Consider the following 24,681-nt stretch of genomic DNA (forward strand, 5'->3'; position numbering starts at 1 on the left):
AATTCAAGGGCATTTAAAGCCAGAATTAATCAAGGTTAAGTAACCTGAACTCTGGATAATGAGTGCTTGATGTTTAAGTAAAAACAACAATTTACAATTATTAAGAATAAAATTTACAAGGTTAAGTAGCGATATACTCTATCAATGTTTCAATTTATTCGATTATCAAGGCAAAACGTTTATGAATAACGGGTTATTTATCGACGTTTTAACGCTGAGAATCGGATAAAGGGGAATATTGAGCAAGTGCTGCTTATCCAGAGTTCAGGTTAAATATGCTTACCCCCGCATAAAAGCCCCACTAAAATTTTTTGAATAATAGGTTAAGAGCGACTTTAATTTTCCCATAAATCAAATGGAAATATAATAATGAAAGCTATTAAAAACTTAAACACAATGAACAGAGTCCAAAAAGGTTTTACTTTAATTGAATTAATGATCGTTGTTGCGATTATCGGTATTTTGGCCGCAGTAGCATTACCGGCTTATCAAACTTATACGCAACGTGCTAAGTTTTCTGAAATTGTTTTAGCTGCAACGCCAGCCAAAACCGCTATTACAATCTGTGTATCATCAGGAAAAGGTGGTTGTCATCAGATTGATGACGGTACTGATGGGTCAACTGCAAATACTAATGGTTGGTCTAATAGTAAATATGTAAAACATGTTGTAATTGGAGGGACTTCAGCAGCTCCTACAGTAACAGCAACAGCTACTACAGATCTAGGTGACAAGACCTTTATTCTAACGGGTACAATAGATGGCGCAGGTATAAGATGGGCCCCTTCTGGTACGTGTGAAGCTGCTGGTTTATGTTAATCACAATTTAAAGTATAAAATACTAAATAAAAAGCTCCTAGGGAGATTTTTTTATTTTAACATTAAAATTTTCAATTCTGTGAATGCCCAAATGCCCACCAAAACCAAGCTAAAAATTAGCTAGACACCCACTCAAATTGATATATCAAAAACGTCAGCTATGCTCAAATAATCACCCCTAAATTCAATTAGCGCTTTGTATGGCTATACCACGCAAAAGACAAATTAGTTTAACTGATACTCAATATTATCACTGTGTGTCTCGTTGTGTCCGTCGCGCCTACCTTTGTGGCGAAGACAGGTTTTCGGGCATTAGCTATGAGCACCGCAGAGGTTGGGTTGAAGATAAATTACTATCACTGACACAAATTTTTGCTATTGACGTTTGTGCCTATGCGGTCATGAGTAATCATACTCATATCGTGCTCTTTGTTGATGTCGAGCGAGCGAAATCATGGTCAATGATTGAGGCGCTTGAGCGTTGGCATCTACTATTTAAAGGGACTTTATTGACTCACCAGTATCTACGGGGAGATAAACTTATCACACCCTTGCAGCAAATAGTGGCAGAAACGGCGGCAGTATACCGAGCACGTTTAATGGATATCAGCTGGTTTATGCGCATACTCAATGAGACTATAGCCAGACGAGCCAACATTGAAGATAACTGTACTGGTCGTTTTTGGGAAGGACGCTTTAAATCTCAAGCATTACTGGATGAAGCGGCACTGGCTGCCTGTATGGTGTATGTTGATTTAAACCCTGTGCGAGCCAATATTGCCAATACACCTGAAACATCAGCCTACACCAGCATTCAACAGCGTATAAAAGCCGCTATTGACGGCAAACAACCGGAAAAACTTGCTGATTTTGTCGGAAACCCCAAAAAATATAAGCCGACAGGTTTACCTTTTGAGTTAAGTGATTACATTCTACTGGTAGATTTAACGGGACGTTGTATTCGAGCAGATAAGACAGGCTATATTATTGATAACCTACTCAACATACTAAACCGTTTAAAAATTTCTCCCGATAACTGGTTTACCTTAACCAGTAGCTTTACTAAGTGTTTTCATGGCGCAGTGGGTAGTGAGCATGCGTTAACTCAATATTGCCAGCACTTAAAGCTAAAACGATGTTCAACCTTATCGGTCTGTAAAAAGCTTTTAGCTTAAATCCTGAGATAAAATGTACTGATATGCTATTCAATAAAAATGAATGGACACACTTAAGCGAATTAATGTAATCAAGGTAAGTTGCTTTGTTTGTGTTTTCTCCGTACGAAAGCCCCGCTAAAATTATTGAATAACTGATTCAGAACGACTTTAATTTTTCCATTTACGGATTTCCTTAACCAAGCATTTTAACTAAATATTTAAAATGGCTGCCTATCAGTAATTCTCTTTGTTCTTTTATATAATTATAAGTTACACTGAATTGATATTACTAATTCAATATTTCCAAAAGGTTATCTCTAAAAGTTATGAAAGGCAGCCATCAACAAGCCAGTGTTTTATCTGCACTATCAAAGCAGAGCCTAATTCCAATAGAGTCGATAGACGAGATATCTGCTGACTATGTCGGCAAAGACAAACCTTTTATTCGCTATTTAATTGAAAATAAGAATATCGATGGTAAAAAAATTGCAAAAACTCTCTCCAAAACCTTTGGTTATCCACAAATACAGCTCAAGAGTTATGATACTAGTCTGATCCCTGACGGAATTCGCAACGAAAAGTTAATCATCAAACATAATGCTCTGCCTTTGTTTTTACGTGGTAAAGTACTTTTTGTCGCCATGTCAGATCCTACCAACTTAGATGCCTTAGAAGAGATTCAATTTAATACCGGTTACAGCACTGAGTTAGTCTTATGTGATGAAGTTTGCTTACAAACTTGTATCGAGAAAGTATTAGAAGATGAAAGTGATGCGCTAAATATTAGTGACATCGATGCAGATGAGCTTGCCGGCATCGATGTAGAAGAAGCTAGAAAAGAAGAAGACTATGGTAGTGGTGAAGATGACGCGCCTATCGTGGTCTTTATTAATAAAATATTACTCGATGCCATTAAAAAGGGAGCCTCTGATTTACATTTTGAACCTTATGAAAAATCATTCCGTATCCGCTTTCGTATTGACGGCATACTGTCTGAAATAGCGAGACCGCCGGTATCACTTGCTGCAAGAATGGCCGCACGTTTAAAAGTTATGTCTAAGCTAGATATTGCCGAGCGACGAGTACCACAAGATGGCCGAATAAAGTTAGCACTTTCAAAGAAAAAATCCATTGATTTTCGTGTCAGTACCCTGCCGACCATGTGGGGTGAGAAGGTAGTAATGCGTATTTTAGATTCCTCTAGCGCTATGCTAGGAATCGAGATGTTAGGTTATGAACCCGAGCAAAAGAAAATTTATATGGAGGCCCTAGAACAGCCGCAAGGTATGATCCTAGTTACGGGGCCAACCGGTTCAGGTAAAACGGTATCTCTGTATACTGGTCTGAACATACTAAACACTGAAGAACGAAACATTTCCACCGCCGAAGATCCGGTTGAAATTAATCTTGAAGGTATCAATCAAGTACAAATTAATAATCGTGCCGGATTAACTTTCCCAAGTGCGCTACGTTCATTTTTACGACAAGATCCTGATATTGTTATGGTGGGTGAAATTCGAGATCTTGAGACTGCCGAGATAGCTATCAAAGCTGCACAAACAGGCCATTTAGTTTTATCGACCCTGCATACTAACTCAGCGGCTGAAACCTTAACGCGTTTACTTAATATGGGCGTACCTTCTTATAATGTCGCGAGCTCAGTTTCTGTTATTATTGCCCAGCGGCTAGCAAGGCGTTTATGCCCACAATGTAAGATAGAAGAGCCGCTATCTGAAATGCAGTTAGCCGAGCAAGGTTTCCCTGCGGATAAACTGTCAGAAATAAAACTTTTTCAACCGGTAGGTTGTACACATTGTACTGGTGGCTACAAAGGCCGTGTTGGTATTTATGAAGTGATAAAGATTAGCCCTACTATTGCTTCTATCATCATGGAAGGGGGCAACTCTCTTGATATTGCCAAACAATGTCAGCTAGAAGGTTATAATAACCTCCGTCAATCCGGCTTAATAAAGGCCATGAGTGGCATGACTAGCTTAGAAGAAATAAATCGTGTCACTAGTTCTTAAGGTAAATTTCGCCTAACTTAATTATTCTACTCATGATAACGACTAATTAAGTGACTTTACTTAAAAAATACACATAATAAAGGTAGAGTACTTTCTCGATTAAGGTTAACTATGGCTACTACAGCAAAGAAAAAATTAGCTAAAAAGAAAATTAAGGTAAAAGAGCAAGAGCTCTTTGTATGGCGCGGCGTTAACCGCAAAGGTAAAAATGTTAGCGGAGAACTGCCTGCTAATAATATTATTGAATTGAAAGCTCAATTACGTAAACAAGGTGTCACCCCTAGCCGGGTTAAGAAAAAACCTAAACCTCTATTTGGAATAGGTGGCGGTGATAAACCAATAAAGCCTCGTGATATAGCGGTTATTACCCGTCAAATTGCTACTATGTTGGGAGCTGGAGTGCCCTTAGTACAAACCATACAAATGATAGGCTCAGGTCACGATAATGGTAAAATGCGTCGACTCTTGGCTGATATAGAAACTAAACTTTCTTCGGGCATTCCCTTATCGGACTGTTTACGTGACCATCCACTTTATTTCGATGATCTTTATTGTGATCTCGTTGCCTCTGGTGAGCAATCTGGTGCCTTAGAGACTATTTATGGCCGTATTGCTACCTACAAAGAAAAAGCAGAAGCCCTGAAATCAAAAATTAAGAAAGCCATGGTTTACCCTATTGCTGTTCTTGTTGTTGCCGCAATAGTTACTTCAATTTTATTAATCTTTGTTGTACCAGTATTTCAAGATATTTTTGAAGGTTTCGGTGCAGAATTACCGGGTTTTACTTTATTTGTCATTGCAATATCAGAATTTATGCAGGCTTATTGGTATTTTGGTTTGGCAGGAATTTGGCTTGCTTTGTTCTTATTTAAACGTGCTCATAGAAATAGCCAAAAATTACGTGATAGCGTTGATAAAAATATATTAAAACTACCTGTTATTGGTGACTTATTAGAAAAAGCTGCCGTAGCTCGATATGCCCGTACCTTATCAACCACTTTTGCGGCCGGTGTGCCATTAGTTGATGCCCTAGAATCTGCAGCTGGCGCTTCAGGTAATGCTGTCTTTCGTGATGCAATTTTAGAGGTACGAGCTGAAGTTACCTCAGGCATGCAAATGAATTTAGCGATGCGTAACTGTAAGATATTTCCAGATATGGTTATTCAAATGGTAGCCATTGGTGAAGAGTCTGGCGCTGTTGATGATATGCTCGAAAAAGTGGCCAATGTGTATGAGCAACAAGTTGATGATGCCGTTGATGGCTTAACTGCTTTATTAGAGCCAATGATCATGGCAGTGCTTGGTGTAGTCATCGGTGGTCTAATCATTGCCATGTACTTGCCAATATTTGAAATCGGTAAGATAGTCTAACCATTTCAATACAGCGAAGTAGCGTTTGGGCTACTTCGCTTATAAACTATTCATTATTCATTATTAATTAATTATGGTTCTGTTATTATTAACTTTATCGTTACTCTAATTATTAAAATCAAACTAATTCTTAAAATCAAACTTAATCCTTAAAATAAAAAGTAGGTCTTCACTTGTTCGATTCTTTTTTTAACCACTTTGTTGTCCTGTTTCAGCAATCTAGCACTTTATTTTATTTCAGCATCGCTTTAATTTCATTGATCATTGGCAGCTTTTTAAATGTAGTTATTTACCGCACACCAAAGATAATGGAATACACCTGGTATCATGAATGTCGTGAGTTCTTAGCCGATGAAGTTGCCAATATAAAGCCGAAAGACCTCAAGCCAATAACGCTATCAACACCAAATTCTACTTGCCCTAAGTGTGACCATAACATCAAGTTTTATGAAAATATTCCAGTATTGAGTTGGTTACTGTTAAAGGGTAAATGTAGCCAGTGTAATAATAGAATATCAGCCCGTTATCCCTTGGTTGAACTGGCCACTATGTTGTTAAGCCTAGTAGTTGCGCAACACTTTGGTGTAACTATTGAGACCTTGTTCGCGTTAATTTTCACCTGGTGCTTAATTAGCTTAACCATGATTGATTTTGATCACATGTTATTACCCGATCAAATCACACTGCCATTGTTATGGCTTGGCTTATTACTCAATATCAATGGCACATTTGCTCCGTTAGCCGACGCTGTTATTGGCGCCGCCGTTGGTTATATGAGTCTCTTTAGCGTTTTCTGGTTGTTTAAATTATTTACCGGCAAGGAAGGCATGGGCTTTGGTGACTTTAAACTCTTCGCCGTGTTTGGTGCTTGGTTAGGTTGGCAGCTATTGCCACTCATTATTTTGATGGCATCTGTGGTCGGTGCTATTGTCGGTATTTCATTAATCCTATTTAAAAACCACCAAAGACAACAGGGTATCCCCTTTGGCCCTTACTTGGCTGTCGCTGGTTGGGTTGCTTTATTGTGGGGAGATGGCATGTGGTCATGGTATTTACTGCAACTTTATTAGCCATTAAGTTTATATCATATGTCTGAACTATTTCATCATGTCAAAGTTGTTTTTATTATGTCTAAGTTGTTTTCATCATGTCTAAACTAGTTATTGGCCTTACCGGAGGTATTGGTAGTGGTAAAACCACAGTAACCGACTACTTCCAAGAGTTAGGCATTGAAGTCATTGATGCTGATATCATTGCCAGAGAAGTTGTTGCTTTGGGTAGTCCGGCATTAACCGCAATATCGCAACACTTCGGTGCTGATTATATTCAACAAGATGGTCAACTAAACCGTAGCTTATTACGTAATCGTATTTTTGCAAATGAACCCGATAAGCTTTGGTTAAATGAGCTTTTACACCCTTTAATTCGAAGCTCATTATTAAGCCAAACTAAAAAAGCGACCAGTCCCTATTGTATTTTAGTGGCGCCCTTGCTTATTGAAAATAACTTACAGCACCTGGTAAACCGTGTACTTGTTATTGACGTGAGTGAAAGCACTCAAACAAAGCGCACCATGCAACGTGATAATAACTCTATAGCGCAAGTGAAAGCTATTCTAGCGAGCCAAACTACGCGTGCTAATAGACTTAACCACGCTGATGATATAATAACTAATGATGATGTTAGTCTGGCCTGTATTAAAGAAGCGGTCACTTCTCTTGATAAAAAGTATTTGGCCTTGACAAAAATGCTTTAAAAATCAACAATAAATAATTCGGTCTTTAATTTCAACATTTGCTTAACTAATAACAAAATTGTATGTCAACGGTATTATATGAACATCCGCTCAATGAGCGTATTAGAAATTATCTTAAACTTGAGCAATTCTTCGCTCAGGCATATACATGCCTGGATAATGATCTAAAAATCACCACTAGCCACCCAGTATTTTTCAATGCACTTTTTGCCATTATCGACACCTTAGAGCGCAATGACGTACGTAGTGATTTGGTCAAAGATTTAGAAAAGCTTGAGCAAAACCTAGTGATTTGGTCAAAAGGACCGGATGTTGATAGCAGTATTTTAGAAAAACAGCTCACTGAAACAGTCCACTTAATACGTCACCTTCGAGTTCCCCGCCCGACATGGTGGCAGTTAAAAGAAGACAAGCTACTGGCAGGCTTAAAGCAACGTTTTGCAATACAAGGCGGGAGTTCAAGCTTTGATTTACCACAATTGCACTTTTGGCTACATCAAAGCGAACAACAGACTAAGCAAGATATAGCGCAATGGCTAAACTTACTCAGCGATTTTTCCTCCGCTCTCGGACTTATATTGAAATTTATCCGCCTACGCGACGACTTTGAAACCATTGAGGTTGATAGTGGTTTTTACCAAGATAATGGCGAAGGTCTGTTATTATTACGGATAAAATTAGCGGACGATGCTAAATATTACCCGACAATAAGTGGTAACAAGTTTCGCTATTCCATTCGCTTTATGTTGCCTTGCCAAAATACGGGGCGCAGGTATGCTAACCAAGCGACTGTATTCCAATTAGCTCGTTGCTAGCTCGCTCTTTAAAATAAAAGAGCTGTAATATTGATTACCATGTTGTAGATTCAAAATCCTAAGCTTTAGTTTATACCCGTTACCATTCAAGATGCAGGTTTCAGAGTGCTTGAGCAATTTCAATTCAAGGCGCTGTGATGAAATAATGGTTACTATCACAGCAACGATGAAGTGATGTTGCTCAAGCGCTTCTACGATGGGTTTAAAATTACTTTATGCTGCGTTAAAAATCAAACCATAGAGTGACTATGCTGAAATTATTCTCCTTGCCTTAAATGATTTTAATTCCCACTGAAATCCTGCACTTTGATTGGTAATGGGTATATAATTATGGTTACATCAAATTATTAGTATTATAAAGCTATGACCTTAAAAGTCCCCTGCCCACATTGCAAAACAACTGTCGTATGGCAAGCAAGTAGTGAATTCCGCCCTTTTTGCAGTAAACGCTGCCAACTCATTGATTTTGGTGACTGGGCTGATGAAAATCATAAAATCAGCCAACCAATAAAAGCTGATACTATGATTTCTGAAGAAATGATTGATGCCATGGAAGATGAGTTTTTACTCAACAATAAATTCTTTGTAGAACCCGAATAAATCAACTTAGCTAGTGCTACCGGGCTAAAAGTTCGCTAATAATGGCTTTGTTAGCGGCAGGAAAATCAAGCAGTTGCAAGGCAGAGAGTGAAAACCAGCCTTGACCTTGCCCTTCTTGTGCACTTGGCTCGCCAGTATAGTTATCCACGACAAAAACCTCTAAACAAACTTTTTTATCTGCTTTTTCGTTGCCTTCTTTATCTGGCTCTTTCCCTAGCTCTTTCCCAAGGTAAGTATGCTCAATCTTAATCAGCGGCTGACAAGATAATACATCTATGGCAATTTCTTCTTTAAGCTCCCTAGCAAGCGCTTGGGCGACTGTTTCATCTTTTTCCACCTTACCACCTGGAAACTCCCACTTCCCTCCTTGATGTGCCTTTTCAAGCCGTTTAGTTAGGAAGTATTGTGTACCGTGAACTTCGCAACGCTTGGTAATCACTCCGACAGCTACATGAACAATTTTTTGCATATTTGACCTCTAAAACTAACATTTCTAAAAACAAAAATGCCAGTCATAAGACTGGCATTTATTAATGATAAGGTTAAGTATTAAACTAACTTACCATGACACTGTTTATACTTTTTACCTGAGCCACATGGGCATGGCTCATTTCTACCTACGCGAGGAGTTTGTTCTTGTTCCCTAGGGGCCGAGGCAGATTGGTGTTGAAAGTCCATCGGAATTTCTTCTGACTTTCTATGTTGTTCTTCAACCGCTTCAACATCTGATTCAGCACGGATTTGAACTTTCGATAAAATCCCAACAACATCATATTTCAAGTTATCTAACATCTCAGTAAACAATTGAAATGATTCACGCTTAAACTCTTGCTTGGGGTTCTTTTGTGCATGTGCTCGAAGACCAATGCCTTGACGTAAGTGATCCATGGCTGATAGATGTTCTTTCCAATGCGAGTCCAAACTTTGTAGCATTACCGCTTTTTCGAATTGGCGTAAAACATCAACACCTACTGCTTGTTCTTTATCTTTATAAGCTTGTTCAAATTCAGTAACAATCTTTTCGCGCAAGCTTTCTTCATGGAGTTTCTCATCGTCTTCAAGCCATTTTGCAATAGTCAGGTCGGTTGAATAATCGCCTTTTAATTGCTCTTCAAGTCCTTGGATATCCCACATTTCATCCATTGATTGCGGCGGAATATGTTGATCAATAACGCCATTAATGACATCGCTGCGTATCGCATCAACAACATCACCAATTTCTTCATTATCCAGTAACTCATTACGTTGCTCATAGATAACGCCACGTTGATCGTTAGCAACATCATCGTATTCTAATAATTGCTTACGCATATCAAAGTTACGACCTTCAACTTTACGTTGAGCATTCTCAATACTGCGAGTTACCCAAGGGTGCTCGATAGCTTCACCGTGTTCCATACCTAACTTACGCATCATGTTAGAAATACGCTCTGAAGCGAAAATACGCATCAATGAATCTTCCATTGAAAGGTAGAAACGTGTTGAACCTTCATCACCTTGACGACCCGAACGACCACGAAGTTGATTATCAATTCGGCGTGATTCATGACGTTCTGTAGCCACTATGTGTAAGCCACCTAGCTCAAGTACACGGTCATGATCAATTTTCCACTGTGCTTTAGTTTTGGCAATCTCATCTTCGCTAGGGTTAGTTAACTTAGCAATAATCGCATCTAAATTACCACCTAGAACGATATCCGTACCACGACCCGCCATATTGGTAGCAATGGTCACTGCACCTTCTTTACCTGCGTCAGCAACAATCTCAGCTTCTTGCTGATGGAACTTAGCGTTAAGAACTTTGTGCTTAATTTTTTGCTTTTTCAAAAAGTCAGATAAGAATTCTGAAGTCTCAATGGCAATGGTACCAACAAGCACAGGCTGTCCACGCTTCACACAATCTTGGATATCAGCTAATATCGCTTCAAATTTTTCATCTGCGGTTAAGTAGATCAAATCAGCCAGATCTTTACGTATCATCGGCTGATTGGTTGGAATAATTACCGTTTCTAAACCATAAATATGATTAAACTCAAACGCTTCAGTATCGGCAGTACCCGTCATACCTGACAGTTTGTCATAAATCCTGAAGTAGTTCTGAAACGTTATCGAAGCAAGTGTCTGGTTTTCATTTTGAATATTAACACCTTCTTTCGCTTCAACAGCTTGGTGTAAACCTTCAGACCAGCGACGACCTTCCATTGTACGACCGGTATGCTCGTCAACGATAACGACTTCGCCATCCTTAACAATATAGTCAACATCTTTTAGAAAGAGTTTATGTGCTCGAAGCGCTGCCATAATATGATGCAACAAAGTGATATTAGCGGCTGAATATAAAGTGTCTCCCTCAGCTAACAGCTCTTTTTCCACCATGATTTCTTCAATATGAATTTGACCACGCTCAGTTAAATAAACTTGCTTGGATTTTTCATCAATGGTGTAATCACCCGTGCTCTCTTCGCCTTCTTTATCTTCTTCTGCTTGCTGCACTAGCGTAGGTACAACAATATTAATAGATTTATACAGTGCTGAGCTATCTTCGGCCTGGCCTGAAATAATAAGCGGCGTTCGAGCTTCATCAATTAGGATTGAATCGACTTCATCGATAATGGCAAAATGTAATGGCTTTTGAGAACGCTCTTGCGGCGAAAACACCATATTGTCACGTAAATAATCGAAACCAAATTCATTATTGGTACCGTAAGTGACATCTGATTGATAAGCGGTTTGCTTTTCCGTGGTTGACATACCAGCGACATTACAGCCAACCGTCATACCAAGGAATTCAAATAAAGGACGACTCCAATCCGCATCACGGGTGGCCAGGTAATCATTGACCGTAATAACATGCACACCTTGACCGGTTAACGCATTTAAATATGATGGCAATGTCGCGGTTAGGGTTTTACCTTCACCGGTACGCATTTCAGCAATTTTTCCGTCATTGAGTACCATGCCGCCAATCATTTGCACGTCGAAATGACGCATACCAAAGACACGTTTACTTGCTTCTCTTACGACGGCAAAGGCTTCTGGTAATAATTGCTCAATGCTTTCCCCTGCGGTAAAACGGTCTTTAAACTCAATGGTTTTAGCTTTTAATTCTTCATCACTTAACGCTTCTAAAACAGGCTCAAGTGCATTTATTTTAATTACTTCTTTGCCCATTTGCTTCAGTAATCTATCATTTCGACTACCAAACATTTTTGTTAACAAACTTCCAAACATCTTATTTAAACCATTTATTGAGAATTATCAGTGACTATAACCGTTACCTGGGTACCGGGTATATTTACCACCTTTTGTGAATTTATTATGATAGCCGTTAAACGCTTTACCCGGCTACTTCCCTTTGCGATAAACAAATTTAATTGGATTAATTTGTTTATCATTTCGTAATATTTCATAGTGAACATGCGGACCTGTAGAGCGCCCTGTACTGCCCATGCGAGCAATATCTTGCCCTTTATTTACCACATCTCCGACCTTAACCAAGATCTCTTTATTATGGCCATAACGGGTGGATAAACTATCACCATGATTGATTTCAATCAATTGCCCATAACCATAACGTTTACCTGCCCAGGTAACAACACCAGAAGCTGTTGCAATAACGGGACTATCTTCCTTGCCAGCAAAATCAATACCTTTATGAAGTGTTGCTTTACCGCTAAATGGGTCTTTACGGACTCCATAATATGAGGATAACCAGCCTTTAGCAATTGGTCGGCCTGATAAGTAAGCACTGTTTTGTATATGGTGACCAAATGTTAAAGATTCAAGCATTTGTAATTGTTTTTCTTCGTAATTCATCACTTTTTCAAAATCTTCAATTTCGATAAAAAGCTCTTCGATGGTTTTAGTGTTTAGTACCAAAGTACTATTTACCGGGCCACCTCTTGCAGGCAGCTGACTAAAATTAAATTCGTTCTCTGGAATATTTGCATCATCGGCTAAGCGGTCACCAAGCGCATTTAAACGCAATACTTGGCTTTGTAACTCAGCAAGTTTAATTGTTAATGCGGTAATTTTTTCGTCTTTAAAATCTGAAGGTCCTGAACTAGCTTGAGCTAATACTTGATATTGCTCGCCACTAGGTTGTAATTGATTACTGGCAATAAGGTGAACAATTAACCCCGAAATCAAGGCAAACGCAGACAAAGCCGATAACCAATGCAATTTTGTCAGTCGCATTGAGAATCTGACGTTTTCTCCTCGGTATAGTAGTGTTAAACTCATAGGTATCTATTTCGGTTAATCATTCAGTATACGTTTATACTAAAATTTGGTAGTTATAATGGCTAGAAAATCAAAAGTCCCTATTAATATGTCCGCGCTGTTACAATCGACGACAGGCACTTTGGCACATATTCAATCAAAAACCAACTCTTTGACTATTTTGACAGACATTGTACGGCAAATATGTCCCGATTTACCAGCAGATGCATGGCATATTGCCAATTGTCGGCAAGACACCCTGATAATAGAAGTTAAATCACCCGCTTGGGGGCAACGATTACAATTTGAACGCAACAATATCTGTAACGCATTATCAAGTAGTACAGATGGTAATTTTCACCGCATAGAAATTAAGGTAAATCCGCAAGGATTTAAGCTGCAGCGGCATGAAATCACTGAAAAAGTACGTGCTGACCTTTTAAAAACAGCGCCAAATATAACTCATCAAAGTAACCGTGTAGTTAATGAAAAAACGGCTAAACAATTTTTAGATATCGCGAAAAATGCCCCTAAAGGCTTAAAAGAAAAACTGGAGAAATTAGCGCGGGTAGCGGGGGGGAAATACTAGTGCGAACGTTCTGATTGTTGTCCGCACTTTAAGGCATGCTCTAAATAACCTGAACTCGGTTTAAGAGACGTTCAACGAATTGAATATAAGAATAAATTACCCCATTAAATCTTTAGCCTGATAGTTTTGCTTAATTCAAGGCAAGTTTCGCGTCAATAGTTGGCCTATTGCAAGTAAATTTAACGCCGAAGTAAGGATAAATAGCAGCTAGAGAAACATCTAGTTAAGCCGTGATCCGGTTAATTAACTAAAATGCCGAGGCACTAACTTCCTGGAACTTAATTGGCGAGGCAGTATCGTCTTCGTATGTCACCCACTCCCAAGAGTCTGTTCGTTTAAATACTTCTCTTAGTAGCTTGTTATTTAAGCCATGCCCTGATTTAAATGCATTTAACTCACCTAAAATACTGGCACTGCCCATATAAAGATCGCCAATAGCATCAAGTATTTTATGTTTTACAAACTCATCATCGTAACGCAATTCATTTTTATTGAGCATGCGATAGTCATCAAGCACGATGGCATTTTCTAAACTACCCCCTAACGCCAAATTATGAGAGCGTAGGAACTCAATATCCTTCATAAAACCGAAGGTTCTGGCTCGACTAATCTCTTTAATATAAGAGCAACTAGAGAAGTCCATGCTCATCGTTTGACACGTTTTTTCGATAACAGGGTGCTCAAATTCAATAGCAAAGTTAACTCTAAAACCTTCATAAGGTAGTAACTCAGCCCACTTGTCACCTTCTTCAACGCGAATAGCTTTTTTAATACGCAAAAAACGCTTAGGCGCATTTAATGTTTCGATACCAACGGATTGAATTAAGTAAACGAAAGGTAAGGCACTGCCATCCATGATTGGAATTTCAGCGGCATCAACATCGACAATTAAATTATCGATGCCTAAACCCGCTACTGCTGAGAGTAAGTGCTCAACCGTTGATACCTTAACTTGTTGCTCATTAACTAAACAAGTACATAACGTTGTTTCGCCCACAGCTTCTGGCGTCGCTTTGATCTCAACCACAGGGTTAAGATCAATGCGGCGGAATACAATACCGGTGTTTGCTGGTGCAGGACGGAGAGTAACCTGTACTTTTTCACCTTTATGTAAACCAACACCTACTGTTGATACACTCGTTTTTAATGTACGTTGCTTAATCATATTAGCCTCGCTTACCTTGCTTTTAATTTATAAGTAAATGCAATTACTTTTAGCCGTGAACTTTCTTTTTTACTCGCCATTAAAATAGCGTAAGCTAAGAAAACCACCACCAATATTTAACCCCAACGTTAAGACGGATTAACTAGCCCATGACCTTATAAAGCAGTGGAATAGTCGAGCCAATTTAACCGGCGCATAATATATCAAAAAAAAGCACTAAAATCAATAATACTCATCACTACTGAGCTTCGCTGATACTCAATGAGTAACTATTTAGTAACTATCGAGTCACTCAATAGCACAGGTTTAATCCGCTTGCTTACGCAAAAATGCCGGAATATCCAAGTAAGTATCTAAATCCGCTGCAACGGCTTTTTGGGCATTGCTATCGGTCATTGCGATTGTTTCAGTGACTGTGCTTGGTTGTGGAATAGCCGGTGTATAATCAGCTCCAACAACTTTTGGCTCTGCAACTGGCATAGGATTAACTAAGGTAATATCAGGCTTACTTTCAGCGCCAATACCGGTAGCAACAACAGTAACTCGGAGCTCGTCGGTCATATCCATATCAATGACAGCACCAACAACAACAGTCGCATTTTCAGAAGCAAAAGCTTTCACTGCATTACCTACAGTTTCGAATTCATCAATACTAATATCCATACCGGCAGTAATGTTTACTAAGATACCGCGAGCACCAGCTAAATCAACATCTTCTAGTAATGGACTTGAAATAGCTGCGTCGGCGGCTTCTTGTGCTCTATCATCACCCGAAGCAGTACCTGAGCCCATCATAGCGGTGCCCATTTCTGACATAACGGTACGAACATCGGCAAAATCGACGTTAATTAAACCAGGACGAGTAATTAATTCAGCAATACCTTGTACTGCGCCAAGTAGAACATTGTTAGCCGCTTTAAACGCATCTAACAAACTTGTGCCTGGGCCAAGAACTTTTAGTAATTTTTCGTTAGGGATAGTAATCAATGAATCAACGTTTTTAGATAAAAACTCAATGCCTTGATCCGCATAGTTCATGCGTTTTTTACCTTCGAATGGGAACGGTTTTGTTACTACTGCAACCGTTAAAATACCCATTTCCTTAGCAATTTCAGCAACAACAGGTGCAGCACCAGTACCCGTACCGCCGCCCATACCTGCGGCGATAAAGATCATATCGGCACCTTGAAGGGCTTGCTTAATTGTTTCTCTATCTTCTTCAGCGGCACAACGACCTATTTCAGGGTTTGCGCCAGCGCCTAAACCTTTAGTTACATCTGCACCAAGTTGTAGTGTCACATCTGCAGAAGAGTTGCGTAACGCTTGTGAGTCAGTATTTGCTGTTATAAATTCAACACCCTCAATCGTTTGTGAAACCATGTGTTCAACAGCATTGCCACCACCGCCACCAACACCGATAACTTTGATTATCGCTTCTTCGTTATGGTCTTCCATTAATTCAAACATTCTCTCTCTCCGTTTTACTTACAATCACTTAAATACTTAATACCAATTGGACTAATTAATCCGTTTGGTATAATAACAGTTATTAAAATTATTTTTAATAACTACTCGGAATCACTGTTATTTCCATCTAACAGCTTACAACATAATTCTTTTAAAACTCGCCTTTAAACCAAGCATGAATTCTTGACCAAAAATCACTGACACCTTCGCGCTTCCTGCTTAGGTTATCTACTTCGCTAGTTGCCTGCATGCCATAATGTAATAAGCCGACAACAGTGGCGTAGCTTGGATCGTTAACATATTCTTTTAACCCTTGTACTGACAAAGGATTGGCAATACGCACCGGCATTTGAAAAATCTCTTCCGCAAACTCTAATACGCCTTCCATTTTTGCCGTACCACCCGTTAACACATAACCGGCGGCAATTTGATCTTCTAAACCTGACTCTCGAATTTCATCTTGAATCAACTCAAACAACTCTTGGTACCTTGGCTCAACCACTTCAGATAACGTATGGCGTGACATAGTGCGGGCTGGACGTCCACCAACGCTAGGTACTTCTATATTTTCTTCCATGCTAACCAGTTGTTTTAACGCACAAGCGTATTGCACCTTAATATCTTCTGCGTGACTTAATGGCGTTCTAAATATTTTAGAAATATCACTAGTCACTTGATTACCGGCAACAGGTATCACCGCAGTATGTCGTAAAGTACCACCGGTAAAAATTGCAATATCCATGGTGCCTGCGCCCATATCAACAACACACACACCTAACTCTTTTTCATCATCGGTCAACACCGCGTAACTTGACGCAAGTGCTGAAAATATTAATTGATCGGCAGTTAAATCACAGCGTTCAACACATTTAACTAAATTTTTCGCCATGTCATTGGCACAAGTTACAATATGGACTTTTGCTTCCATACGCACACCCGACATGCCTATAGGGCTCTTAATACCGTCTTGACAATCGATACTGTATTCTTGCGGAAGCACATGTAACATACGACGTTCAGCTGAGATCGGTACTGAACGGGCAGTATGAATGACATTATCGACATCTTCTTGAATGACTTCTTGGTCATTAATTGGAACCATGCCATTTTCATTTTGACAGCTAACATGTTTGCCTGAAATACCTAGGTAGATTGAGCTAATTTGGCAATTGGCCATTAACTCTGCTTCATTAATGGCACGTTGGATTGCTTGAATAACTAGATTCAAATCAGTAACTCCACCCTTATCCATACCACGGGCAGGCTGATTACCGACACCAATAATACTTAACTGGTTATCCGGTGTTATTTCTCCAACGGCGACAGATATTTTCGAAGTACCAATATCAAGGCCAACCACTAATTTTCTTTCTGCTGCTTTAGGCATTTAACTTAAACTCTTAACTGATTGTGCTTATTTGAGGCACTTGTTTTAGGTGATTAGTATCATTGTTTTTTAGTAATTTATTTTCCGTAACTTTCTCTATGGTTTTCCAACCAACAGCCAATCCCGTATCATACCGCAAATCGATGTAATCAACTGCCTGATTTTGCTGTTTATCGGTAATTTTTTTTACTTCTAGCTGCGCTTTAATCATCGGGTAAACATCAATAAAACGTTGAATGCGCTCTACCCGCTCTTCACGTCCTAAATTTAAGGTCACACCGTCATCTAGAGTAAGCAGCCAAGAAAAACGTTCACTCAAGATTAATTCATCAACAACTAAGGCATTAAAGCTAAGTAAGCTATTAAAATCCCTATAGTTTTCCAATGCTAGCTGTTCACTTCCCTCAGGGCCATAAAAAGTCGGTAAGTGATGTTTTATCCGGCCAATATCTGCTTGAAAAACATGGCCTAACTGGTTAATTAAAAAGCCACCGTTCCATAATGCTACCGGCGTTTGATCTACCACATATATTTTCAACTCATTAGGCCATTGCTTTCGCACCGCTACTGAGTAAACCCAAGGTAGCTTAAGTACATGACTTTGCACTTCATTAACATCTACTTGGAAAAAATTCCCCATATCTACCTGTTCAATAGCGTTAAGAATATCGCTACGTTGGCTATAAGGCATTTCTCCTGAGACGACGATAGATGTTACCGGCGCACTTTCTTGACCAATGAAATGTTGAGTTAACCACCAACTGATGGTCACTAAGCTAAACAGCACCACAATAAAGAACAACAAACCTAAGCCAAAAGACAGCGTAGTGCCTTGCCCTAGTTGAGCGGTTACTTTACTTTTATTGTGCTGTTTTTTCGCCATCATTTATCTCTTACTCTTAAACACTGGTCTCCAGCGCTAGTCTTTAACGCTTGTCTTTAACGCTAAGTAATAAAATTTGTGTCACTAATTCACTAAAACTTAAGCCAAAGGCATCGGCTGCTTTGGGTACCAATGAGGTTTCTGTCATGCCGGGTACCGTATTAACTTCTAATAGCTGCCATACACCCAGACTATTACGCATAAGATCAACACGACCCCAACCTTGTGCTCCTGTGGCATTAAAAGCTTTAATCGATAATGCTTTTATTTCACTTTCATCCGCTTCACTTAAACCACATGGACAGTGATACTGTGTACTCGTGGATTGATATTTGGCTTCGTAATCATAAAATTCACGCGGTGTTTCCATACGAATGGCAGGTAACGCCTTATCACCCAATATGGCCACGGTATATTCTGGGCCATCAATCCAAGCCTCAAGTAAAACTTCGTGGTCAAAACCAAAGGCTTCAATTAAGGCATTACCAAGTTGCTCAACGGTTTGTGCTTGCGCCATACCAATGCTCGAACCTTCATTGGCAGGTTTAACCATCACCTTACCGCCTAAGTCAGCAAGAACACTTTCTAGTGATAACTCTTCAAAATGGGCTTTATCAACAACGGCAAAAGGCGCTGTGGGTAAATCACACGCTTTAAAAATTTGCTTACTGCGTATCTTATCCATTGATAAAGACGAGCCTAAAACAGTTGAGCCGGTATAAGGGATGCCTAAATACTCAAGCGCGCCTTGTAAACAACCATCTTCACCACCCCTGCCATGCAAGGCAATAAATACACGGTCTATCTTTTGAGTTAACAAGTCAGTTAACGGCACTAATTTAGTATCAATTAAGGTTACGTCAAAACCTGCATATTGCAGCCCTTTGGCAATGGCTTGCCCTGAATTTAAAGAAACTTCACGCTCTGCAGAGGTGCCTCCATAAAGCACGGCTATTTTTTCTTGTTTTAGCTGAGCCAGTGAACTCGCTGATGAACTTTGGCTTGCCTTGACCATTACTTAGTGCCTTTCGCTGCGGGTTGCTCAACAGCATTGACATGCAATAAACTATGCTCGGCTAAATTTCTTGCTACCGTACCAATGCTACCGGCGCCTTGAGTAATAACCATGTCATTATCTTGTAACTGATTTGCTAATAATTGCGCTAATTTATCGACATCACTGACATACACCGGCTCTATTTGGCCACGTTGACGAATGGATCGCGCTAAGCTTTTACTATCTGCTGACGAAATTGGTGTTTCTCCTGCTGCATAGACATCGAGTAAAAATAGACAGTCTACTTCTGAGAGCACTTCAACAAAGTCTTCATATAAATCACGGGTTCGAGAATAACGATGCGGTTGAAAAACCATCACTAACCGTTTATCAGGCCAACCTTGACGTATGGCTAAAATAGTCGCTTTCACTTCACTCGGGTGATGACCATAATCATCAATCAACACCATATCTCCCGCAGCCGTATTTAAGTGACCAAGTTGCTCAAAACGTCTACCTATACCGGCAAATTCAGTTAATGCCTGACATATAGCTTCATCATTGACACCTTCGTCTTTGGCAACCGCAACCCCCGCCAAAGCATTTAATACATTGTGCTGGCCTGGTAAATTTACGCTCATATCTAACGGTTTCTGTCCGGCGACTTCAACGGTGAAATAACTAACGGCACCTTCTTGTCGGTAATTTACCGCTCTGACATCGGCATCTGCAGAAAAACCATAGGTAATTACCTGACGGCTAATTCGCGGTAATAATTCACGTACTACTGGGTTATCAATACAAACAACCGCTAAACCATAAAAGGGTAAATTATGTAAAAACTCGATGTAAGTATCTTTAAGTTTTTCAAAATCACCGCCATAAGTTTCCATATGATCGGCATCGATATTAGTGATGACTGAAACCATAGGTTGTAAATGTAAAAATGACGCATCACTTTCATCGGCTTCAGCAATCAAATAACGACTACTACCTAATCTTGCATTCGTTCCGGCACTGTTGAGTAAACCGCCAATGACAAACGTTGGGTCTAATTGTCCTTGAGCAAAAATACTGGCGATTAGGCTTGTGGTGGTGGTTTTTCCGTGTGTTCCGGCGATAGCAATACCATGACGAAAACGCATCAACTCTGCTAACATTTCTGCACGTCTAACCACTGGAATACGTAATTCTTTTGCCGCAACAAGTTCAGGGTTATTACTATCTATCGCGGTAGAAACAACAATAACACTTGCCCCGGATACGTTATCTGCCTGATGACCAATGACAATAGTTGCACCTAAAGCAGTTAAGCGTTTAACCACTTGGTTTTCACCAATATCTGAACCCGAAATTTGATAGCCTTCATTAAGCAATACCTCTGCAATTCCGCCCATGCCTGCGCCACCGATGCCAACAAAGTGGATCCGTTTAACCCTGCGCATCTCAGGTATCTGAGCTGTGTTTGAACGGCTGTTTGAGTCCGTGCTATTGCGTGAGATGTTAGTTGAGTTAGTTTGCTTAATCATATGTTCTCTTCGTATTCTGCTAAGTTATATTTCATTTGCTTTTGCAAGCTGCTTACACAATGTTGCGACTTTTTTACTGGCATCACCACTTGCTGCCCCTAAAGAAGCTTTAGTCATATTCACTAAGGTTTCGGGCTGTTCAAATAGCTCAGTAATTAACGCGGTAATATTTTCTTCATTCAATTTCGTTTGTGGCAATAACATTGCTGCACCACAATTAACTAAATACAGCGCATTCTTTGTTTGATGATCATCGACTGCGTGCGGCAAGGGCACAAAAATAGCAGGTGTTGCTGCCATCGCTAGCTCTGATACTGTTAATGCGCCCGCTCGACAAATAACCAGGTCAGCCCATTGATAGGCTTTTGCTATGTCTTTGATAAATTCAGCGACTTTCACCTTTTTGGGTGCCAGTCCTAGATCTGCATAAGATGCGATAACTTGCGCTTGCTTATCGGCCCCGGTTTGGTGCCAAATGGCAAAGCTTGCGTCGTTTTTTTCTAAGTGTGCAAAGCTACCCGGCATGACTTCATTTAATACTTGAGCGCCAAGGCTGCCACCGACCACTAATATATTTTTACTGAATGTTTCGCTGTCTTCATTATTTTTTTCGGTACGCCCCTGTTTACCTATGGACGCTCGCAACGGATTACCAACAACCTCGGCAAGCACCTTGCTAGTAAACGCACCAGGAAAGGCACAACATATTTTATTGGCAATACGTGCGAGTAATCGATTACTTAAGCCCGCAGCAGCATTTTGTTCATGTACAATAAGCGGTATATTGCTTAACCATGCCGCCAAACCGCCTGGTGCACTAGCATAACCGCCCATGCCTAACACGACATCGGGCTTAACGTCTTTAATCACTCGACGTGCTTGAAAAATAGCTTTAAATAATTTAAAAGGCATGGCAAGCATTGTTGTTAACTGCTTATTACGTAGACCCGTTATATTGATAAATGAAATATCATAACCATGCTCAGGCACAATTTGTGCTTCCATTCGATCGGCAGTACCTAACCAATGGACATTCCAACCCTGCGCCTTAAGCTCATCCGCGACTGCAAGCCCTGGAAATATATGACCACCCGTACCGCCGGCCATCACTAGCAAGGTTTTGGCTTTAATTGGTTCGCTTTGCTTATGCTTATGGGAATGGCTAACGTTCATTCTTTATCACCACTTGGGCTAGCACTATTTTTACTTTCGTTGTTAGTCGTTCTTTTCGACCTCGTTGCTTGAAGACTCTGCAAGCGAAGTTCATGGTCGATACGTATCAATAAAACTAAAGCGATAGTCATGACTATCATCGAGCTACCACCGTAGCTTATTAATGGCATGGTTAATCCTTTGGTAGGCATCATGCCTGCACTAGCGCCGATATTTACCGCGGCCTGGAAGCACATCCAAATGCCGATAGAATAGGCTAAAAAACCTTCAAAGTATTTTTCTTTAGCAAGGGCACGACGACCTAAAAGTAGCGCTTTGTAAACCAAGGTCATGCTAAGCAGCAACACAAAACTGATACCAACAAAGCCAAATTCTTCGGCTAAAACTGCCATAACAAAGTCAGTATGTGCTTCAGGTAAGTATTCTAATTTTTGAATACTGTTACCTAGCCCTTGACCTAATACTTCACCTCGACCATAGGCCATTAATGATTGTGTTAACTGATAGCCACTGCCAAAGGGATCATCCCAAGGGTCCATGAAACTCGTTACGCGTCGCCAACGATATGGTTCTAAATAGGCCAACAGACCCAAGGAGGTTGCGCCCACTAATGACATCGCCACAAACTGCCATAACTTAGCTCCGGCTAAAAACAACAAGCCAAACGTAGTAACAAACATGACAATAACAGTGCCTAAATCAGGCTGTAATAATAACAGTGCCGCCATAACGCCAAAGACAATTAACGGCTTAATGAAGCCTTTGAGGTTTTCCATGACCTGCTCACGGCGGCGTACCAGATAGGCAGATAAATAACAAAAGAAGAATAATTTCGCTGGCTCTGCGGCTTGCACCGTAATGGGACCAAGCACAATCCAACGGGTAGAACCATTTACTGTTCGGCCAATAAGCAATACGGTAACAAGTAGCACTATGGCAAACCCTAACAGGTAACTGCTATTTTTATGCCACCAAGACATCGGAATTTGTAGCGCAACACCTGCGATAGCAAGACTTAAGCCAATATAGATACCATGGCGAATAACAAAATGGAACGGGTTGTCAAATAAACGTTCGGCTACCGGTATCGAAGAAGATGCCACCATAACCAGGCCAACCATATACATGATTATCCCCAAAACAATAAAGCTTCTATCAAAAGCACTAGCATCATATTGGTTTGAGCTGCCCATAAAGCGGCTTATCCACTCAGGCAATGTCGGTACTGACACTGTTGATATTTTCTTGGTCATTACCTTTGTTGTTTTTAAAGACATTTTTTGTGCTAAGGGCGTGGCGGATTCTATCGACATGAGTCCTCCCCAGCTTGGGCAGCAGCAATAAATTGCTCACCCCTTACCATATAGTTTTTGAACATATCAATGCTCGCGCACGCGGGTGAAAGTAATACCATATCACCTGCTTTTGCCACTTTTCTTGCCTGATGAACAGCGTCAATGAGATTTTTTACTTGTATAGCGTTTGTGACTAACCCGGCAATTTCGTTACCGTCCTTGCCCAAAGTAATCAGCAGATTTACGTCACGGTTTAATACCCCTTTCAGTGCTGAAAAGTCGGCGCCCTTACCGTCACCACCCGCGATCAAAATAAGCTGATTATGTTTTGCTAAAGTGGGAGCTAAGCCACTTATTGCGGCTAATGTTGCACCAACATTGGTTGCTTTAGAGTCATTAATCCATTGAATACCATCGGTACTGGTTACACGTTGACAGCGATGCGCTAAGCCGGTGAAACCCACTAAATTTTCAGTCATAGTCGCTAAAGGCCAACCCGCACTGTAACCAAGGGCTAAAGCGGCCATATAATTTAAGGCGTTATGCATACCCGCTAACGGTAACTCATCTATTGAGATCAGGCCTTGTTCACCAAACATCAGCATAGGCTTGTTACTTACTACGGCCAAGCCGAAATGCCCTGCTTCGGGCTTATTTAAACCGAAAGAGATGACTGCTTGGTTTTTATCTAAACTGACGGTTTTTTGATCTTCTCTATTAACCACAGCGATTGCCGCTTGTGGGTATATGCTTTGTTTGATCGCTTGATAGTTCGCTAAGGTTTTATGCCTATCTAAGTGATCATCACTTAAATTAAGAACACTCGCGGCGATGGCTTTCATGCTGGTTAATGTTTCTAGTTGGAAACTAGATAGCTCGACAATAACCGTATCAACTTGTTTAGTCTCATGATTGCTGTCGTCAAGTTCATGCTGAAGCAGTTCAAGGATTGGCGCACCGATATTACCTGCGAGTGCCGCATGCTTACCTAGCATTTGTGCTAAATAGGCAAGTAACGATACTACGGTAGATTTGCCATTAGAGCCGGTTACCGCCAATAGTTCCATCGGTTTTTCACGGCTATTATTGACCAGGCAAAACAACTCAATATCGCCAATAACTCGACAGTGCTTGGCAATAAGTCTGGTAATACCTTCACCCGATAAATCAATACCAGGGCTGGCGATAATAATATCTGCACTTGCTATTAAACTGTCATGCCATTGACCAAAAACAAATTCAGTATTGGGGAAGTCATGCTGATATTGTGATTTTTCTTCCGCATCAACAAAAGGCATAGCACGAGAATCATTCACAGCAAATGACAAACCTTGAGCGTGCAAAAAGCGCAGACATGACAAACCTGTCAATCCAGCGCCAAGCACAACAATGTTTTTATCTTTAAATGCCGTTAACCAAGTCATAATATT

At 40.2% G+C, this 24,681-nt stretch carries 21 protein-coding genes; 9 read left to right on the top strand and 12 right to left on the bottom strand.

The window, feature by feature from the left end; genetic code table 11:
- Positions 1–369: 369 nt before the first annotated feature.
- The 8 genes from F580_RS0107970 (at position 370) to yacG (ending at position 8,545) form a co-directional block, all read left to right on the top strand.
- On the top strand, positions 370–819 hold the full coding sequence (locus F580_RS0107970; protein WP_019027186.1) for a pilin: 450 nt from the start codon (positions 370–372) through the stop codon (positions 817–819).
- Positions 820–1,019: 200 nt separating this feature from the next.
- The gene (locus tag F580_RS0107975) at positions 1,020–1,994 is read left to right on the top strand and encodes a transposase (RefSeq protein ID WP_019027187.1); all 975 of its coding nucleotides are present in this window, start codon (positions 1,020–1,022) and stop codon (positions 1,992–1,994) included.
- Positions 1,995–2,302: 308 nt separating this feature from the next.
- Entirely contained in the window at positions 2,303–4,003 is a 1,701-nt protein-coding gene (pilB, locus tag F580_RS0107980; protein ID WP_019027188.1) for a type IV-A pilus assembly ATPase PilB, read from the top strand.
- A 111-nt stretch (positions 4,004–4,114) separates the two neighbouring features.
- The gene (locus F580_RS0107985; RefSeq protein ID WP_019027189.1) at positions 4,115–5,374 is read left to right on the top strand and encodes a type II secretion system F family protein; all 1,260 of its coding nucleotides are present in this window, start codon (positions 4,115–4,117) and stop codon (positions 5,372–5,374) included.
- A 173-nt stretch (positions 5,375–5,547) separates the two neighbouring features.
- A complete protein-coding gene (locus tag F580_RS0107990) occupies positions 5,548–6,444 on the top strand; it encodes a prepilin peptidase (RefSeq protein WP_019027190.1) in 897 nt (298 codons plus the stop codon).
- A gap of 77 nt (positions 6,445–6,521) precedes the next feature.
- Positions 6,522–7,130, top strand: coding sequence for a dephospho-CoA kinase (coaE, locus tag F580_RS0107995; protein ID WP_019027191.1), 609 nt, complete (start codon positions 6,522–6,524; stop codon positions 7,128–7,130).
- A gap of 62 nt (positions 7,131–7,192) precedes the next feature.
- Entirely contained in the window at positions 7,193–7,945 is a 753-nt protein-coding gene (gene zapD / locus F580_RS0108000; protein WP_019027192.1) for a cell division protein ZapD, read from the top strand.
- 363 nt (positions 7,946–8,308) lie between these two features.
- Positions 8,309–8,545, top strand: coding sequence for a DNA gyrase inhibitor YacG (gene yacG / locus F580_RS0108005; protein WP_019027193.1), 237 nt, complete (start codon positions 8,309–8,311; stop codon positions 8,543–8,545).
- Positions 8,546–8,561: 16 nt separating this feature from the next.
- On the opposite strand, the gene F580_RS0108010 is transcribed toward yacG, so the two are convergent.
- From F580_RS0108010 to F580_RS0108020, 3 genes are all read right to left on the bottom strand, one after another.
- Complete coding sequence (locus F580_RS0108010; protein WP_019027194.1) at positions 8,562–9,014, bottom strand: NUDIX domain-containing protein; 453 nt, start codon at positions 9,012–9,014, stop codon at positions 8,562–8,564.
- A gap of 80 nt (positions 9,015–9,094) precedes the next feature.
- Entirely contained in the window at positions 9,095–11,776 is a 2,682-nt protein-coding gene (gene secA, locus F580_RS0108015) for a preprotein translocase subunit SecA (RefSeq protein ID WP_019027195.1), read from the bottom strand.
- 114 nt (positions 11,777–11,890) lie between these two features.
- Complete coding sequence (locus F580_RS0108020; RefSeq protein ID WP_026301327.1) at positions 11,891–12,787, bottom strand: M23 family metallopeptidase; 897 nt, start codon at positions 12,785–12,787, stop codon at positions 11,891–11,893.
- Positions 12,788–12,845: 58 nt separating this feature from the next.
- Here F580_RS0108020 and F580_RS0108025 point away from each other — a divergent pair, with 58 nt between their 5' ends.
- Positions 12,846–13,355, top strand: coding sequence for a DUF721 domain-containing protein (locus tag F580_RS0108025; protein WP_019027197.1), 510 nt, complete (start codon positions 12,846–12,848; stop codon positions 13,353–13,355).
- 247 nt (positions 13,356–13,602) lie between these two features.
- Here the strand turns inward: F580_RS0108025 and lpxC are convergent, their stop codons facing one another.
- The 9 genes from lpxC to murD all read right to left on the bottom strand — a co-directional run bounded on the left by lpxC (position 13,603) and on the right by murD (position 24,675).
- Positions 13,603–14,520: a UDP-3-O-acyl-N-acetylglucosamine deacetylase gene (lpxC, locus tag F580_RS0108030; protein ID WP_019027198.1), complete on the bottom strand. Its 918-nt coding sequence runs from the start codon at positions 14,518–14,520 to the stop codon at positions 13,603–13,605.
- Between the two features lie 306 nt (positions 14,521–14,826).
- Complete coding sequence (ftsZ, locus tag F580_RS0108035) at positions 14,827–15,987, bottom strand: cell division protein FtsZ (protein WP_019027199.1); 1,161 nt, start codon at positions 15,985–15,987, stop codon at positions 14,827–14,829.
- A 151-nt stretch (positions 15,988–16,138) separates the two neighbouring features.
- Entirely contained in the window at positions 16,139–17,374 is a 1,236-nt protein-coding gene (gene ftsA, locus F580_RS0108040) for a cell division protein FtsA (RefSeq protein ID WP_019027200.1), read from the bottom strand.
- 13 nt (positions 17,375–17,387) lie between these two features.
- The gene (locus tag F580_RS0108045; protein WP_019027201.1) at positions 17,388–18,257 is read right to left on the bottom strand and encodes a cell division protein FtsQ/DivIB; all 870 of its coding nucleotides are present in this window, start codon (positions 18,255–18,257) and stop codon (positions 17,388–17,390) included.
- Between the two features lie 43 nt (positions 18,258–18,300).
- A complete protein-coding gene (locus F580_RS0108050) occupies positions 18,301–19,272 on the bottom strand; it encodes a D-alanine--D-alanine ligase (RefSeq protein WP_019027202.1) in 972 nt (323 codons plus the stop codon).
- Positions 19,272–20,783, bottom strand: a complete 1,512-nt coding sequence (murC, locus tag F580_RS0108055; protein ID WP_019027203.1) for a UDP-N-acetylmuramate--L-alanine ligase — start codon at positions 20,781–20,783, stop codon at positions 19,272–19,274. The genes F580_RS0108050 and murC overlap by 1 nt, the downstream gene beginning before the upstream one ends.
- 24 nt (positions 20,784–20,807) lie before the next feature.
- Complete coding sequence (murG, locus tag F580_RS0108060) at positions 20,808–21,956, bottom strand: undecaprenyldiphospho-muramoylpentapeptide beta-N-acetylglucosaminyltransferase (RefSeq protein ID WP_019027204.1); 1,149 nt, start codon at positions 21,954–21,956, stop codon at positions 20,808–20,810.
- The gene (gene ftsW, locus F580_RS0108065; protein WP_019027205.1) at positions 21,953–23,269 is read right to left on the bottom strand and encodes a cell division protein FtsW; all 1,317 of its coding nucleotides are present in this window, start codon (positions 23,267–23,269) and stop codon (positions 21,953–21,955) included. Before ftsW ends, murG begins: the two co-directional genes overlap by 4 nt.
- Positions 23,260–24,675: a UDP-N-acetylmuramoyl-L-alanine--D-glutamate ligase gene (gene murD / locus F580_RS0108070; RefSeq protein WP_019027206.1), complete on the bottom strand. Its 1,416-nt coding sequence runs from the start codon at positions 24,673–24,675 to the stop codon at positions 23,260–23,262. Before murD ends, ftsW begins: the two co-directional genes overlap by 10 nt.
- Positions 24,676–24,681: the final 6 nt, after the last annotated feature.

The organism is Colwellia piezophila ATCC BAA-637, assembly GCF_000378625.1.
GTDB classification, from domain to species: domain Bacteria; phylum Pseudomonadota; class Gammaproteobacteria; order Enterobacterales; family Alteromonadaceae; genus Colwellia; species Colwellia piezophila.